The sequence below is a fragment of the Mycobacterium sp. IDUB_39 genome (assembly GCF_055419205.1).
Genome location: NZ_JBVAXF010000007.1, coordinates 315,911 through 330,312, shown reverse-complemented (window position 1 = coordinate 330,312; position 14,402 = coordinate 315,911). Strand labels below are relative to the sequence as shown.

At 67.1% G+C, this 14,402-nt stretch carries 16 protein-coding genes; 9 read left to right on the top strand and 7 right to left on the bottom strand.

Annotated features, from left to right (window positions below; translation table 11 throughout):
- Positions 1-123 precede the first annotated feature (123 nt).
- The 5 genes from ACZY0X_RS25980 to ACZY0X_RS25960 all read left to right on the top strand — a co-directional run bounded on the left by ACZY0X_RS25980 (position 124) and on the right by ACZY0X_RS25960 (position 3,544).
- Positions 124-513: a polyketide cyclase / dehydrase and lipid transport gene (locus ACZY0X_RS25980; protein ID WP_463774491.1), complete on the top strand. Its 390-nt coding sequence runs from the start codon at positions 124-126 to the stop codon at positions 511-513.
- Positions 514-603: 90 nt separating this feature from the next.
- Positions 604-1,041, top strand: a complete 438-nt coding sequence (locus ACZY0X_RS25975; protein ID WP_463774490.1) for an SRPBCC family protein — start codon at positions 604-606, stop codon at positions 1,039-1,041.
- Positions 1,038-2,318 (top strand): ArsA family ATPase, encoded by a 1,281-nt coding sequence (locus tag ACZY0X_RS25970; RefSeq protein ID WP_463774489.1) that lies wholly within the window; start codon positions 1,038-1,040, stop codon positions 2,316-2,318. Before ACZY0X_RS25975 ends, ACZY0X_RS25970 begins: the two co-directional genes overlap by 4 nt.
- Positions 2,315-2,704 (top strand): hypothetical protein, encoded by a 390-nt coding sequence (locus ACZY0X_RS25965; protein WP_463774487.1) that lies wholly within the window; start codon positions 2,315-2,317, stop codon positions 2,702-2,704. Before ACZY0X_RS25970 ends, ACZY0X_RS25965 begins: the two co-directional genes overlap by 4 nt.
- A 105-nt stretch (positions 2,705-2,809) precedes the next feature.
- Positions 2,810-3,544, top strand: a complete 735-nt coding sequence (locus tag ACZY0X_RS25960) for a lysophospholipid acyltransferase family protein (protein ID WP_463774486.1) — start codon at positions 2,810-2,812, stop codon at positions 3,542-3,544.
- A gap of 57 nt (positions 3,545-3,601) precedes the next feature.
- On the opposite strand, the gene ACZY0X_RS25955 is transcribed toward ACZY0X_RS25960, so the two are convergent.
- A complete protein-coding gene (locus tag ACZY0X_RS25955; RefSeq protein ID WP_463774485.1) occupies positions 3,602-4,942 on the bottom strand; it encodes a glycosyltransferase family 87 protein in 1,341 nt (446 codons plus the stop codon).
- A gap of 85 nt (positions 4,943-5,027) precedes the next feature.
- Between ACZY0X_RS25955 and ACZY0X_RS25950 the strand changes: the two genes are divergently transcribed.
- The 3 genes from ACZY0X_RS25950 to ACZY0X_RS25940 are packed head-to-tail and all read left to right on the top strand — an operon-like array spanning position 5,028 to position 7,866.
- Entirely contained in the window at positions 5,028-5,912 is an 885-nt protein-coding gene (locus ACZY0X_RS25950) for a hypothetical protein (RefSeq protein WP_463774484.1), read from the top strand.
- Between the two features lie 6 nt (positions 5,913-5,918).
- Positions 5,919-6,425 (top strand): polyadenylate-specific 3'-exoribonuclease AS, encoded by a 507-nt coding sequence (locus ACZY0X_RS25945; RefSeq protein ID WP_463774482.1) that lies wholly within the window; start codon positions 5,919-5,921, stop codon positions 6,423-6,425.
- Positions 6,426-6,477: 52 nt separating this feature from the next.
- The gene (locus tag ACZY0X_RS25940) at positions 6,478-7,866 is read left to right on the top strand and encodes a class II 3-deoxy-7-phosphoheptulonate synthase (protein WP_463774481.1); all 1,389 of its coding nucleotides are present in this window, start codon (positions 6,478-6,480) and stop codon (positions 7,864-7,866) included.
- A gap of 17 nt (positions 7,867-7,883) precedes the next feature.
- Here the strand turns inward: ACZY0X_RS25940 and ACZY0X_RS25935 are convergent, their stop codons facing one another.
- Both ACZY0X_RS25935 and ACZY0X_RS25930 read right to left on the bottom strand, forming a co-directional pair.
- The gene (locus ACZY0X_RS25935; RefSeq protein ID WP_463774479.1) at positions 7,884-8,273 is read right to left on the bottom strand and encodes a nuclear transport factor 2 family protein; all 390 of its coding nucleotides are present in this window, start codon (positions 8,271-8,273) and stop codon (positions 7,884-7,886) included.
- A 250-nt stretch (positions 8,274-8,523) separates the two neighbouring features.
- Positions 8,524-9,768 (bottom strand): protein kinase domain-containing protein, encoded by a 1,245-nt coding sequence (locus ACZY0X_RS25930; protein WP_463774600.1) that lies wholly within the window; start codon positions 9,766-9,768, stop codon positions 8,524-8,526.
- Between ACZY0X_RS25930 and ACZY0X_RS25925 the strand changes: the two genes are divergently transcribed.
- Entirely contained in the window at positions 9,761-10,165 is a 405-nt protein-coding gene (locus ACZY0X_RS25925; protein ID WP_463774478.1) for an Rv2175c family DNA-binding protein, read from the top strand. The two genes, ACZY0X_RS25930 and ACZY0X_RS25925, sit on opposite strands and share 8 nt — an antisense overlap.
- An 11-nt stretch (positions 10,166-10,176) precedes the next feature.
- Here the strand turns inward: ACZY0X_RS25925 and ACZY0X_RS25920 are convergent, their stop codons facing one another.
- From ACZY0X_RS25920 to ACZY0X_RS25905, 4 genes are read right to left on the bottom strand one after another with little or no spacing between them, the layout of a single operon-like run.
- Positions 10,177-11,709 (bottom strand): alpha-(1->6)-mannopyranosyltransferase A, encoded by a 1,533-nt coding sequence (locus ACZY0X_RS25920; protein WP_463774477.1) that lies wholly within the window; start codon positions 11,707-11,709, stop codon positions 10,177-10,179.
- A gap of 5 nt (positions 11,710-11,714) precedes the next feature.
- Positions 11,715-12,803, bottom strand: a complete 1,089-nt coding sequence (gene idsA2 / locus ACZY0X_RS25915) for a bifunctional (2E,6E)-farnesyl/geranyl diphosphate synthase (protein WP_463774475.1) — start codon at positions 12,801-12,803, stop codon at positions 11,715-11,717.
- A gap of 57 nt (positions 12,804-12,860) precedes the next feature.
- Positions 12,861-13,577, bottom strand: coding sequence for an LppM family (lipo)protein (locus ACZY0X_RS25910; protein ID WP_463774474.1), 717 nt, complete (start codon positions 13,575-13,577; stop codon positions 12,861-12,863).
- A 37-nt stretch (positions 13,578-13,614) separates the two neighbouring features.
- Positions 13,615-14,205 (bottom strand): GNAT family N-acetyltransferase, encoded by a 591-nt coding sequence (locus tag ACZY0X_RS25905; protein WP_463774473.1) that lies wholly within the window; start codon positions 14,203-14,205, stop codon positions 13,615-13,617.
- Between the last annotated feature and the right edge of the window lie 197 nt (positions 14,206-14,402).

The following is a 14,402-nucleotide window of genomic DNA, read 5'->3' as shown; positions in this document are numbered from 1 at the left end:
GGCCTTTCGGACGGGATGAGGCGGCAGGGGGATCAGACCGCATTTGCCGTCCTCCAGCCTAGTCGGCCTCCCGCAGGTCGCGGGCCCACACCTGCGAAGAGGCGTATGCGAAACTCGACGACGATGAACAGCATCCAGATCGCGGACGAGACGTTCGTGTGCGCCGACCCCGAGGACGTCGGCGCCGCCGTCGCGAACCCGGCTTCGTGGGCCCGGTGGTGGCCGGACCTGCGGTTGGCCGTTGTCGAGGACCGCGGGCCCGTGGGTCACCGCTGGACGGTCACCGGTGCCCTCACCGGCACCATGGAGGTATGGCTCGAGGCCGCGCTCGACGGCGTCATCCTGCACTACTTCCTGCACGCCGAGCCCTCTGGCGTCTCCGCGCGGGAGCTGGCGCGGATGAATCTGGCGAAGTGCAATCATCAGCGCCGGGTGGCAGGCAAGGAGATGGCGTTCGAGGTGAAGCGGACCCTCGAGGAATCGCGGCCGGTCGGGGTCTCGCGGCTGGCCTGAGGGCGCGGCGTCTGCAGAGCGCTCCGGCGACCCAGAAGAGCCGATGAGGGTACATTTCTGTGCTGAAGGGTGACCCCGGGAAGGGAACACGTGGCTGACAAGACTGCGCAGACGATCTTCATCGACGCCGATCCGGCGACCGTGATGGACGTGATCGCCGACATCGGCTCGTATCCGGACTGGGTGGCGGAGTACAAGGAGACCGAGGTCCTCGAGGTCGACGACGAGGGATACCCGCGCACCGCACGGCTGGTGTTGGACGCCGCCGTCCTCAAGGACACCATGGTGCTGTCCTACGTATGGCCTGCCGATCACACCTCGGTCACGTGGTCGCTGGTGTCCAGCTCGCTGCTCAAGGCGCTCGACGGCGCATATCGGTTGAAGCCCAACGGATCTGGCACCGATGTCACCTATGAACTCGCGGTGGACCTCGTCATCCCGATGATCGGGCTACTCAAACGCAAGGCCGAGCGCCGCCTGACCGACACCGCGCTCAAGGACCTCAAGAAGCGAGTCGAGGCTGAGTGACGGCCAGTGGTGTCCAGGCGCAGGCCGGTAGCCGAATCAGCCTCTTCGTCGGTAAGGGCGGAGTAGGCAAGTCCACGTTGGCGACCGCGACCGCGGTGCGCGATGCCCGGGCCGGGCAGCGCGTGCTCATCGTGTCGACCGACCAGGCGCATTCCACCGGCGACGTGCTCGGGGTGACGATCACCCCGACCGGTGAGCGGCGCCCGACCCGGATACTTGCTGATCTCGGCGCCGGGCGTGCCGACGCCGACGGTGGCTTCCTCGACGCGCTGGCGCTGGACACGCTGGCGCTGCTCGAGGCGCGCTGGCGGCAGATCGCGGGCGTCCTCGCGGTCCGCTTCCCGGAGTCCGACCTGGGTGACTTCGCCCCCGAGGAACTCTCGGCCCTGCCGGGAGTTCAGGAGGTACTCGGTCTGCACGAGGTCGGCGAACTCGCCGCCTGCGGCGACTGGGATCACGTGGTGGTGGACTGCGCCTCGACCGCGGACGCCATGCGAATGCTGACCCTGCCATCGACGTTCGGGCTGTACCTGGAGCGCGCCTGGCCACGTCACCGCCGTCTGTCGCTGGCCGCTGCCGAGGCGCGGTCGGCCGGCGTCGTCGCACTGGTTGAACAGATCATGGCGGGGACCGATCGACTGAGCGGACTGCTGGTCGACGGCTCGCGGGTCGGCGCTCACCTGGTTCTCACCCCGGAACGCGTCGTGGCCGCCGAGGCGGCTCGAACCCTGGGCGCGCTGGCGCTGATGGGGGTGTCGGTCAACGAGTTGATCGTCAATCAGGTTCTCGTACAAGACGAGTCGTTCGAGTACCGCAACCTGCCGGAGCACCCGGCCTTCGACTGGTACACCGAGCGAATCGCCGAGCAGAAGGCCGTCCTCGACGAACTCGACACGGCGATCGGCGATGTCCTGCTGGTGCTGGTTCCGCACGTGGCGGGTGAACCGATCGGGCCCAAGGCACTGGCCGAACTGCTCGAGGGCGCGCGCCGCAGGGACGGCTCACCGCCGCCGGGACCGGTGCAGCCCGTGGTGGACCGTGAGTCCGGGTCCGGGCTCGATGCCGTGTATCGCCTGCGGTTAGAGTTGCCGCAGGTCGACCCGACGACGTTGACCCTGGGCCGGGTCGACGACGATCTGATCATCGGTGCGGGTGGCATGCGGCGCCGGGTTCGATTGGCGTCTGTGCTGAGGCGATGCATCGTGACGGATGCCCAGCTTCGCGGCACTGAGCTGACAGTCCGTTTCCGACCGAATCCGGAGGTGTGGCCTCAATGAGTGGCTCTCACCCCGACTTGGGTCCCGAGTTGCGTCAGCTCGCGCAGGCGCTGCTGGACCGGCTTGACCCGGCGGTACGGCTAGCCGCGGCACGGGCAGGGCAGGGCGGTGCCAGCAACTGCGAGCAGGTGTGGTGCCCGGTGTGCGCATTGGCGGCGCTTGTCGCTGGTGAGCAGCATCCGCTGCTGACGGTGATCTCCGAACACAGCGTCGCCCTCCTGGCCGTGGTCCGGGCCATGGTGGACAACCTTCCGGACTCCTCGGGCACCGGATTCCCCGAACCGCCGACCTCGCCGTCGGGTCCGCCCGAGCCACCGCCGGATGACGATCCGCCGCCCCCGGGGCCCGGCCGATACCAGCACATCCCGGTCACCATCGACGACTGAGCGGCGCAGCTGCACGTATCTCATCGTGGCCATGTGGTCGGTACACCGACACGTGGGTAAAGTTGTCGGGGGGCACCGACCGGGGCGCCCGCCGCGGGAGGTTTGATGTGGTACTGGCTGTTCAAATACGTCTTCATGGGACCACTGCTCTCGCTGCTGGGCCGGCCGAAAGTGCAAGGGCTGGAATATGTTCCGGACTCCGGCGCGGTAATCCTGGCCAGCAATCACCTCGCGGTCGCCGATAGCTTCTATTTGCCGCTGGTGGTCAAGCGGCGAATCACGTTCCTCGCCAAGTCCGAGTACTTCACCGGCACGGGGCTCAAGGGCTGGGCCAGCCGATGGTTCTACACAGTCGCCGGCCAGGTTCCCATCGACCGCACCGACGCCGACTCGGCGCAGGCCGCCCTGAGCACCGCGCAGAGGATCCTCGACGCGGGCAAACTGCTCGGCATGTACCCCGAGGGCACCCGTTCACCCGACGGGCGCCTCTACAAGGGCAAGACCGGACTGGCCCGGTTGGCGCTCGAGACGGGTGTCCCCGTCATTCCGGTCGCGATGATCGGAACCGACGTGGTGAATCCGCCGGGAAGCAAGATGTGGCGGTTCGGCCGTGTCGAGGTGCGCTTCGGAAAGCCCATGGACTTCTCTCGGTTCGAGGGTCTGGCTGGTAACCGGTTCATCGAACGCGCCGTCATCGACGAGATCGTCTACGAGCTGATGCAACTGTCGGGCCAGGAGTACGTCGACCTCTACGCCGCTGACGTCAAGACCGCACAGGACGGCAAGGGCGACGGCGGGGGACAACCGCCCAGTCGCATCCCCGCGACTGCGGCGGGCTAGTTGCGGCGGGCTGGGGGTCCCCCCGCTTGCGGGGTAGAGCGAAGCGACCCGGGGATATCAGTTGGTCGCAGGTATCGGCGGCACGCCGGCCGGTGAGGGGTTGCCAGACTCCCGTCGGTCGGCGGCAGTGGTCAATTTGCCGCCGACGGCACCTGCCACGGCGATGACTGCCAGCGCCCACCACAGATAGGAGCCTCCCGCCAGCTGCCGCCACAGCGACGCTGAGGTCTCCTCGTGTGGTGTCATCAGCGTGATCGGCGTCCACACCATCAGCGCGAAACCGCACACGCTGATCAACGCCAGCGCGATATCGCGGTACCGGTAGGCCAGCACCGTCGTGGTCAGCACCGTCGGCAGCGCCCACACCCAGTGGTGCGACCAGGACACCGGCGAGACCACCAGCCCGAACATCGCCACACAGATCAGGGCCAGCACCGGCGCCTCATCGAATGCGCGCACAGACTCGGCGGGCCGCCCGCGCAGAACGCGCCGCGCTGCCCACACCGTAAGGCCCAGCACGGCGAAGCAGGCCAGGAGCCACAGCACGAACCGGGGTGTCTCGCCCAGGCCAAGGCGTGCCAGCGTGCCCGCGATGTTCTGGTTGGTGTTCAGCGTGGCCGTGCCGATCCGGTCGGTGTCATGCACGGTCTGGGTCCAGTACTGGAAAGAGTCGCGCCAGGCCAGAATGAAGCCGACCACCGTCGCGCCAGCCGCCGAGGCCGCGGTGACCAGGATGGCGCGGGTGTCGCGTCGCACGAGTAGGTAGAGCAGGAACACCGCGGGCGTGAGCTTCAGCGCGATCCCGATGCCCAGCAGCAGCCCGCGCGGCCACGGAGTCTTGCGGGGCACACAGTCCGCGATGACCAAAGTCATGAGTACGACGTTGATCTGGCCGAACTCGAAGTTCGCCCGCAGGGGTTCGAAGTAGATCACCGCCGGCGCGACGATGGCCGCGGCGAGCCAAACCCGCCGCGCCCATGCGGACCCGGAGATGACTGTGGTGTGCTCGGCGACCCGCAGCCGGGTCAGCACAATCCAGGTGGACATGATGAGCAGCAGGAACGTGATCACGGTGATGAGCGCGCTGGCGGCCGGGAGTGTGAGCCAGGCGAACGGCGCGAACACGATCGCGGCGAGCGGCGGGTAGGTGAAAGGCAGATCCAGTCCGGCCTGGGTGTGAAAGATGGTGTCGTCGCTATAGAGCCGCGTGCCGTCCAACCAGGCCCGACCGCCCATTCGGTACACGTCGATGTCGATGCGATAGGCCATGTGGCCGAGCAGCCGCCACCCCGCCCACACCACGGCGGCGACGGTGAGGAGTTGGAACAACCGCCACGCCACGGTTGGCCATGCTCCCGGCCACCACTTAGCCCCACCGAGCGTCTGCCGTCTACTCATATCGGACAACAGACTATCCGTGCGTCTCGGCGCGTCACCGGGTATCCACCCGGCGACGCGAGGGGGCCAGCGTAAGTTTCCGACCGTGCACCTCACCGTCCAGTTGGACTTCATCACGCACGATCGACTGCCACTGCTGAGCTGTCTGGTGGCCTTCATCCTGACGTTCTTCGTGACCCGAACCATCGTCCGATACATCCGCAGCCAGGCCGGCAGTGACGCCCCGCGCAGATGGTGGCAGCCGCGCAACATCTCGATGGGCGGCGGCGGACTGCACATCCACCACGTGGTGATCGGCGTGGTTCTGGTGATGGTGTCCGGGGTGACCATGGTGACGCTCGCGGTGAACGGCGGAGTGGCCGAATTCACAGCCGCGGCAATCTTCTTCGGCATCGGTGCGGCACTGGTGCTCGACGAGTTCGCGCTGATCCTGCACCTCGAGGACGTGTACTGGGCAGAGGACGGCCGCACATCGGTCGACGCGGTGTTCGCCGCCGTCGCCGTCGCGGGGCTGCTGGTGCTCGGCTTCAACCCGCTGTCGTTCTTCGACGTCGGGATCTGGCGCGACGACCACTCGATGGTGGCCAGGATCAGCGTGATCGTGATCGCTGTGCTGACCCTGCTGCTCGCCGTCGTGGTCCTGTTCAAGGGCAAGGTGTGGACCGGGCTGATCGGCATGTTCATCACGCCGCTGTTGATCGTGGGTGCGATTCGGTTGTCCCGGCCGCACGCACCGTGGGCGCGCTGGCGCTACACCACCCGCCCGCGCAAGATGCACAAGGCCCTGGAGCGCGAGCGGCGGTTGCGTCGGCCGGTGGTTCAGGCGAAGCTCTGGCTGCAGCACGTCATAGCCGGCGAGCCGCAGTTCCCCGACGACGCGAAGGTGGATGAGGAGTTGGATCGCGAGATTCATGCCGCCCCGGCCCCGGCTCCGGCCTCGGCATCTGCAGAGCGAGAAGTGGTGGCCTGAGCGGCGATGCGCTTCTTCTATGACACCGAGTTCATCGACGACGGTCGGACCATCGAGCTGATCTCGATCGGCGTGGCCGCCGAGGATGGCCGCGAGTACTACGCGATCTCGACGGAGTTCGATCCAGACCGAGCGGGCGCCTGGGTGCGCAAGCACGTGCTGCCGAAGCTGCCGTCGCCGTCGTCGAAGCTGTGGCGTTCGCGACGCCAGATCCGGTCGGATCTCGAGGACTTCTTCGACATTGACGGTGATGAGCCCATCGAGCTGTGGGCCTGGGTCGGCGCCTACGACCACGTGGTGCTGTGTCAGCTGTGGGGTCCCATGACCGACCTGCCGCCCGCCATCCCGCGCTTCACCCGGGAGCTGCGGCAGTTCTGGGAGGAACGGGGATCACCGCGGATGCCACCGCGCCCGCGCGACGCCCACGATGCTCTGGTCGACGCCAAACACAACCTGCTGCGCTTCACCCTGATGACCGACGACGCGGACGGCGCCTGGGCCACACGGGCCTGAGCTGCGGGTATGGCTGGTAACTTGCGCTCGGGGGCGCGGTTACCATAGACGGGTGAATTGGACCGTCGACGTACCCATCGACCAGCTCCCGGATTTGCCGCCGCTGCCCGAGGACCTGCGCCATCGGCTCGATGCTGCGTTGGCCAAGCCCGCTCTGCAGCAGCCGAGCTGGCCCGCGGACCAGGCGAAGGCGATGCGGACCGTTCTCGAGAGTGTCCCGCCGGTCACCGTGCCGTCGGAGATCGAGAGGCTCAAGGCCCATCTGGCCGACGTCGCGCGGGGTGAGGCCTTCCTGCTGCAGGGCGGCGACTGCGCCGAGACCTTCGTCGATAACACCGAGCCGCACATCCGGGCCAACATCCGCACGCTGTTGCAGATGGCAGTCGTGCTCACCTACGGCGCGAGCATGCCCGTGGTCAAGGTGGCTCGCATCGCCGGGCAGTACGCGAAGCCGCGCTCATCGGACATCGATGCGCTGGGCCTGCGGTCCTACCGCGGCGACATGATCAACGGTTTCGCGCCGGATGCGTCGGTGCGCGAACACGACGCGTCCCGTCTGGTTCGGGCCTACGCGAACGCGAGTGCCGCGATGAACCTGGTGCGGGCGCTGACATCGTCGGGCCTGGCCTCGCTGCACCAGGTGCACGACTGGAACCGGGAGTTCGTGCGGACTTCGCCCGCGGGGGCGCGCTATGAGGCGTTGGCCGGCGAGATCGACCGCGGGCTGCGGTTCATGACCGCCTGCGGTGTCAATGACCGCAACCTGCAGACCGCCGAGATCTACGCCAGCCACGAGGCGCTGGTGCTGGATTACGAGCGCGCGATGCTGCGGATGGACGCTGACGCGGAGGGTGGCCCGAAGCTGTACGACCTCTCGGCGCACTACGTCTGGATCGGTGAGCGCACCCGTCAGCTGGACGGCGCCCACATTGCGTTCGCCGAGGTGATTGCCAACCCGATCGGCGTGAAGATCGGTCCGACCACCACACCCGAGATGGCCGTCGAGTACGTCGAGCGGCTCGACCCGCGCAACGAGGCGGGCCGTCTGACATTCGTCAGCCGGATGGGCAACGGCAAGGTGCGCGATGTGCTGCCCGCGATCATCGAGAAGGTGCAGGCGTCTGGTCATCAGGTGATCTGGCAGTGCGACCCGATGCACGGCAACACCCATGAGTCGTCCACCGGGTACAAGACGCGCCACTTCGACCGCATCGTCGACGAGGTCCAGGGCTTCTTCGAGGTGCACCGGGCGCTGGGCACCCATCCCGGCGGCATCCACGTCGAGATCACCGGCGAGAACGTCACCGAGTGTCTCGGTGGCGCGCAGGACATCTCGGACTCGGATCTGGCCGGTCGCTACGAGACGGCGTGCGATCCCCGGCTCAACACCCAGCAGTCACTGGAGCTGGCGTTCCTGGTCGCGGAGATGCTGCGCGACTAGCTTGTATTCGTCGTTTGTTAGCCAGACGCGAGCTGCTTCTTTCCGTATACGCGCTCAACCAGCGCCGTGTCACCGTGCACTAGAACGTGGGTGGTCTTGCCGTCGCGGATGGTGAATATGTCGGCGTCCTGGCCGGTCTCGCCTCCCGCTGTGACCTCGGTGAGCGCGACGACCGTATCGCCCTCGGCGATAAGGCGGTTGAGCTTCACCGTCAGCGCCTTCTCGGCCATTCGCCCGAGGTGCTCGATGACTTCGGCCTTGCCGTGGAAGGTGCCGCTGATCGCGCTCTCGCCCGGTTGCACCCATTCGATGTCGTCGTCGAACAGGCTCATCACCGATTCCAGATCACCGCTGGAGAAGGCTTCATAGCCTCGCTGGATGACGTCTTTGTTTTCCTGTATTGACATTTCGCACCCCGTTCATCGCATCGGATATTCCGGCCGCGAGGGGCGTGGCCGGTCCGGGGAGTCGCACGGCGCGGCTCCTCGATCAGTCAGACCGCTCGCCGCCGTGTTGATTATCGACCCGGATCGGTTGCCTTAGGCGCGATCATCACGATTGATTCTGGAACCTTGCACAGTGCAAACATCGACAGCAGTCCGAGGACGACACCGTTGGGGGTGATGTAAATGTTCGGCCCGGCCGCATGTTCGGTAGCTACAACAGTCCGGAAAGGTTGCTGCCGAGTGTCCACGCACCCGCGGCGATCAGCCCGGTCAACGTGAGTATGGCGACTACCCAGAACAACTGGGCGCGCTTGTTGCGTTGCCTGGCCCACTCGAACTCGTCGATCTCGATTCCGGCGAATCGTCCTGGCGCCGAGCGGGATTGGATGGCGACATCCGTCGTCGGCTCGGCCGGTTGCCAGTCGTCGGGGCCGCGGGTCAACTCCCGGGTGTGCTGGCGGGCTGGTCTGCCGCTGTGCTCGGTGGTCCGCTCGGGGTCGACCGGGCCGATGTGCGCCGTGGCCGCCGCGTGCTGTGCCGAGTTGGTCGGCGCGGGCACGCGGAAGTCGGGTAGTCCGAGTTCGTCGACGATATCGGCGAGTTCGGCGCCCATGTCCTCGGCGTCGGCGAACCGGTCGGCGGGGTCGCGTGCCGTTGCGCAACCCACCAGATCGTCGAATTGTGTTGGTACGCCAGCGATGGCGGCGCTGGGCGGCGGCACGTCGTGGTCCATCCGCTGATAGGCGACGGCCAGGGCGTTGTCACCGGTGAACGGGGTCTGGCCGGTGAGCAGTTCATAGGCCAGGATTCCGACGGCGTACACGTCGCTGCGCGGGCCTGCGTCACCACTGCTCACCTGTTCGGGTGACAGGTAGGCCGCGGTGCCCAGGATGACGCTGGTCGACGTGATCTTCGCCTCAGCGACGGCGCGCACCAGACCGAAATCGGCGATCTTGACCTCACCGTCATCGGAGATGAGGACGTTCTCGGGTTTCACGTCACGGTGCACCAGGCCGGCGCGGTGCGCCACCGCCAGCCCACTCAACACCGGGGCGAGCACGGCCGCCACGGCATGCGGCGGCATCGGACCACGCTCGCGCAACAACTCCCGCAGGGTTCCGCCCTCGACGAGTTCCATGACAAGGAAAGGATGTCTGCCGTCAAAGCCCTGGTCGTAGACGGCGACAACACCGTGATCCTTCAACCGGGCGACCGCGCGTGCCTCCCGCTGAAACCGAGTCAGGAACTGCTGATCGCTCGCGTACCGCGAATCCATCACCTTCAGTGCCACGGGTCGGTCCAGTCGCATGTCCAGCCCGCGGTAGACGGTGGACATGCCTCCGGTGGCGATGGGGGTGTCGACTCGGTAGCGCCCGTCCAAGACGACACCGATGAGTGGGTCGTGACGTTGGCTGCTCTCCACGCATCCACATCCTAGACTCGGCACGGTGAGCATCATTCCGGCCGCCGAAGACGTACTCGACCCCGACGAGGCCGTATACGACCTTCCCACTGTCGCGTCCCTCCTACGAGTCCCCATCACCAGGGTTCATCAATACCTGCGTGAGCGTCACCTGTTGGCGGTGCGTCGAGCTGGCAATGCGGTGGTGCCTACGGCGTTCTTCGACGATTCGGGGCGCATCGCCAAGAGCCTTCCCGGACTGCTGGTCGTGCTGCACGACGGTGGTTTCGAGGAGACCGAGATTGTGCGTTGGCTGTTCACGCCCGACTCCTCGCTGACGATCAGCCGCGACGGTACGACTGAGGCGCAGTCCAATGCCAGGCCCGTCGACGCACTGCACTCCCATCAGGCCCGTGAGGTGCTGCGCCGGGCACAGGCGATGGCGTACTGACCTACTGACGGTCAGCGGTCAGCGGTCAGCGGGTCGGGTTCGATGCTCGTCGGCTCCGGCGCCTTGGCCAGGTAGTACCACGCCCCGGCGGCGCATGCGGTGGCCAACAGCACGTGCAGCCAGGAGTACATGCCGTGTGAGCCATCGGGTTTGAAGATCACCATGATCCACGTCGAGAAGCCGGCGATGACGGCGATCCCGGCGCGGTTCTGCATCAGCACGGACAACACCGCCAACGGCCAGGTGTAGTACCAGGGCAGGGCCGCGGGAACGAACAGCACCACAACCAGCATGGCCAGCGCGATGCCGGTCAGCGCCTCGCGGTCGTCGTGGCGGAACCGCCACCAGAGCAGCGGAAGCGTGATGGCGATGACCGCGATGCCGATGATGCGGGTGACCTCGAGCACGGCGTAGAAGTTCACCGGCAGGAACAACCCGCCGACGGCGTTGACCAGGTTGGCCGCAGCGGTGGGCAGGGTCAGCCAGTTGATGATCTTCACCGAACCCGCCAGGGCCGTGAGCCAGCCCAGTCCCACACCCGCCAGCCAGGAGACCACGGCGAACACCACCACGAATATCGCCGCAGACGCCGCGGTCGCGGTGGCGAACGCGCGGATCGGCCCGAGGTTCCGGTTGGCCCGGAGTCGGTGCACCCACATCCAAACCATGAACGGCAGCGCGATACCCGCGGTGGCCTTGACCGCGACGGCTATCGCGATGAGGCTCACCCCCCAGCCCGGATGGTTGCGCAGCGTCAGCGCGATGGCGGCCATCATCAGGCCCACCATCAGCATCTCGTTGTGCACACCACCCATCAGATGGATGATCACAAGGGGGTTCAGCACGCAGATCCACAGTGCCGCAGCGCCGTTGGCGCCGATGTGGCGAGCCACGCGGGGGGCCGCCCAGATCAGCAGCGCCAGTCCGGGCAGCATGCACAGGCGCAGCAGCATGGTCCCGGCGATGACGTGGTCGCCGACCATCATCGTGACGAACTTCGCGACCAGGATGAACGCCGGACCGTACGGTGCCGTCGTCGTCGTCCAGATCGGGCTGACATCGTCGAGCAGGGAATTCGGGTTCTCGATCGGCCCGACGATGTAGGGGTCGAAGCCATCTCGCAGCAGCGCACCCTGCGCCAGATAGGAGTACGTGTCGCGGCTGAACACCGGCACGCTCAGCAGCAGTGGCGCGAGCCAGAACCCCGTCGTGGCGACCATCGTGTACTCGGACGCGGTGCGGTCGACGACCCGTCGCCCCAGCCACAGCCATGACGCCAGCATTACCGCGACACCGGTCCAGAGCAGTATCGACGACACCACCAGCCCGTGGCCGAACCGCAGCCAGGACACGTGTAGCGACTCGAGCAGCGGATCGTGGAGTTGAGTGCTGCCTGCACCGAGGCCGCCGAGGGTTATCAGGCAGGCGCCCAGAAATCCCATCAGCGCGGGTCGGGCCTCTGGCGACGCGGTGAACGCGATTAGCCGCGAAATGCCAGCCCCAAGGCCAGATTTCGGATCATGTGTCGATGTCGTGGTAGGCATTGATGTCAAGCGGTCCGGTTCGACGCCAATCTGGCGAGCTCGGCGAGACCGACCTTGGCGCGATCATCGATCGGCGCGGCGGCCAGGATGTCGAGCCCGCGGTGAGTGAGTTCGGCGATGCGCTCCTCGACCGCCGCCAGTGCGCCGACGGACTCGATTGCCGAGCACAGTTCTCCGACCTCGCCATCGGACAGCTCGGTGCCGATAGACGTGCGCAGGAGTTTGGCGGCAACTGGGTCCGAGCGGTCGGCCCGCTCGAGCGCCTCGGCGAGCAATACGGTGCGCTTGCCCGAACGCAGATCGTCGCCAGAGGGCTTGCCGGTCACCACCGGGTCGCCGAACACCCCGAGGACGTCGTCGCGGAGCTGGAACGCGACGCCGAGATCGGTGCCCACCTCGTGGAAGATCTCCTGGACGTCGGGTCGGTCCGCCGCGGCGGCCGCGCCGAACTGCAGTGGCCGCGAGATCGTGTAGGAGGCCGTCTTGAAGGTGTTGACGTTCAACGCCGAGGCCACCGACTCGGCGCGACCGGCCTCCGCGGCGATGTCGAGGTATTGGCCGCCGAGGACCTCGGTCCGGATGTCGGCCCAGACGCGGCGGACACGACGGTAGGCATCGGGGGCCAGGTCGACCGTCGCCACGATGTCATCGGCCCACACCAGCGACAGGTCGCCGAGCAGGATGGCCGCCGACATGCCGAACTGTTGTGGTGATCCGTGCCAGTCGCGGTCGCGGTGCAGGTCGGCGAACAGGTGGTGCACGGTGGCGAGGCCACGTCGTGTGGCGGACGCGTCGATCAGATCGTCGTGGGCGAGCGCGCAGGCGTGCAGGAGTTCCAGCGCTGAGAACAGCAGCATTAAGTCGGTGCCGGCCACATCCGCGTCGGGTTCGGCCACCGCGCGCCAGCCCCAGTAGGCGAACGCGGGCCGCAGTCGCTTACCGCCGCGCAGGACGAATTCGTCGAGAGCCGCCGTCAGCTCAGCGAAGTCCTCGCCGATGTAGGCGGCGTCGCGTCGGCGACAGCGGAGATAGTCCCGCAGTTGGTCGGTGACGGCCGCCACCAGTTGGGCGGTCGACGGTGCGGCTGCATCCACGCTCAGCGGACGCCCCTTTCATTACCCCGGAGTGACATCAGACTAGAGCTTGCGGCATCAGCGTGCCGGGTCGTGGGGGTTCGCCAGCACCGGTCGGCGGTCGCGGCTCAACCACGCGATGTAGCCGATGATGCCGGCCACCACGAACGCACCGACGGTGAGCCAAATCGCGGCGCCGGTGAACGAGCGCGCGCTGGGGTCGGTGTAGCGGGCCTGGGCGTTCATGGTGCTGACGACACCCGGTCGCAGTTTCCACTCCACAACGTCCCCGGACACCTGGTCGCCGTTGGTCGAGGTCACCTCGCCGGGGAACGCGACACTGAGTGTGACGTCGGCTTCGGGGTCGCTCAGCGACGTCAGGTCGGCGCGGCCCTCCAGGATGACCAGGTCGCCGGCGCGTCGCAGTGAGATGTCCACGCCCGCCGCGTCGCGATTCATGCCCGCGAGCTGGGGGAGTTCGGCGAACGTCAGGTCGGAGAACACGGCCTGTGAGCCGACGTAGTCGTCGCGCTTGTACGGGGAGACGGACACCTTATTGCTGAAGGGCAGGCTGTTGAGGAGCTGGGGTCCCTTGTCGTCACCGTCACGCGGGATGGCTGCCGCGATGATCTGTCCAGACACCCGGTCGTCGGGGGAGACGGTGATCGTGGCCCGCACCCGGACGCAGCCGGCGGCGGCCGGAACGATCACGAGGAGTAGAAGCAGGGCCAACAATCGTTGGCTCCGGCGACGGCTGCGGGTGCGGCCTGGGGTGCGGCGCGGTCGGTCGGGCACCCGGTCATCGTGCCAGACCCAACAGTTCAGAGCGCGCTCATAGGGGAAGACGACGGCCGAGGATGGCGAACGGCCGGGGATCGCCTGCGAAGTGGTAGCCGCGGATTACGTCGGTGAACCCGAGCCTGCGGTAGAGCCGCCAGGCCCGGTTGGACTCGCCGTTGATCTCCGGGGTCGACAGCAGGACGTGTGACTCGGCCCGACCGGCGAGCAGGCGCCGAGCAAGAGCCTCGCCCAGCCCGTGACCCTGGCCCCGGGTGTGGATGTGCAGCTCGGTGAGCTCGAAGTAGCTGGTCATCAGGTCGGCGATGTGTGCCTCATCGGCGCCACCGCGCTGCAGACCCGCGACGACCTGCTGCTGCCACCACTGATCGGGGGCGCCGCAGTAGCCGTAGGCCACCCCGAGTAGGGGCGCATCCGCGAGTCGGTCGGGGTCCTGGGTGTCGGGCGGCGCATCGACGACGGCCACGGCTTTCCAACCGTCGCGGCGGGTGTGCTCGAGCCACATCGACGCGCGTTGCTCCTCGGTTCCCCTCGGGTAGCGCATCGCGTCGACGTAGACGGCGAGGGCCTCGCCCAGGCGCCGTTGCATGTCGCCGGGCGACAGATCGATCACGTACGTCGCCAACCTTTGATGCCCTTCGCGGTCTGGGAATGATGCCCACTGATTCACGCCATTATCGGGCTCGGGGTTCGGCGGGTGACGCGGTACCCGGGTCGCAGTGACCAAGGCCCTACAATCGACCATCGAACAAGGTGGTACGCCCGAGATTGACCTCGTATCATGATTGTTGAGTGCCCGCGACTGTGGGCGCAGACAACGCT

Coding starts and splice junctions, on each gene's coding strand:
- ACZY0X_RS25980 (WP_463774491.1), top strand. CDS start 124: ATGAACAGCATCCAGATCGCGGACGAGACGTTCGTGTGCGCCGACCCC.
- ACZY0X_RS25965 (WP_463774487.1), top strand. CDS start 2,315: ATGAGTGGCTCTCACCCCGACTTGGGTCCCGAGTTGCGTCAGCTCGCG.
- ACZY0X_RS25960 (WP_463774486.1), top strand. CDS start 2,810: ATGTGGTACTGGCTGTTCAAATACGTCTTCATGGGACCACTGCTCTCG.
- ACZY0X_RS25955 (WP_463774485.1), bottom strand. CDS start 4,942: ATGAGTAGACGGCAGACGCTCGGTGGGGCTAAGTGGTGGCCGGGAGCA.
- ACZY0X_RS25945 (WP_463774482.1), top strand. CDS start 5,919: ATGCGCTTCTTCTATGACACCGAGTTCATCGACGACGGTCGGACCATC.
- ACZY0X_RS25935 (WP_463774479.1), bottom strand. CDS start 8,273: ATGTCAATACAGGAAAACAAAGACGTCATCCAGCGAGGCTATGAAGCC.
- ACZY0X_RS25930 (WP_463774600.1), bottom strand. CDS start 9,768: ATGCTCACCGTGCCGAGTCTAGGATGTGGATGCGTGGAGAGCAGCCAA.
- ACZY0X_RS25920 (WP_463774477.1), bottom strand. CDS start 11,709: ATGCCTACCACGACATCGACACATGATCCGAAATCTGGCCTTGGGGCT.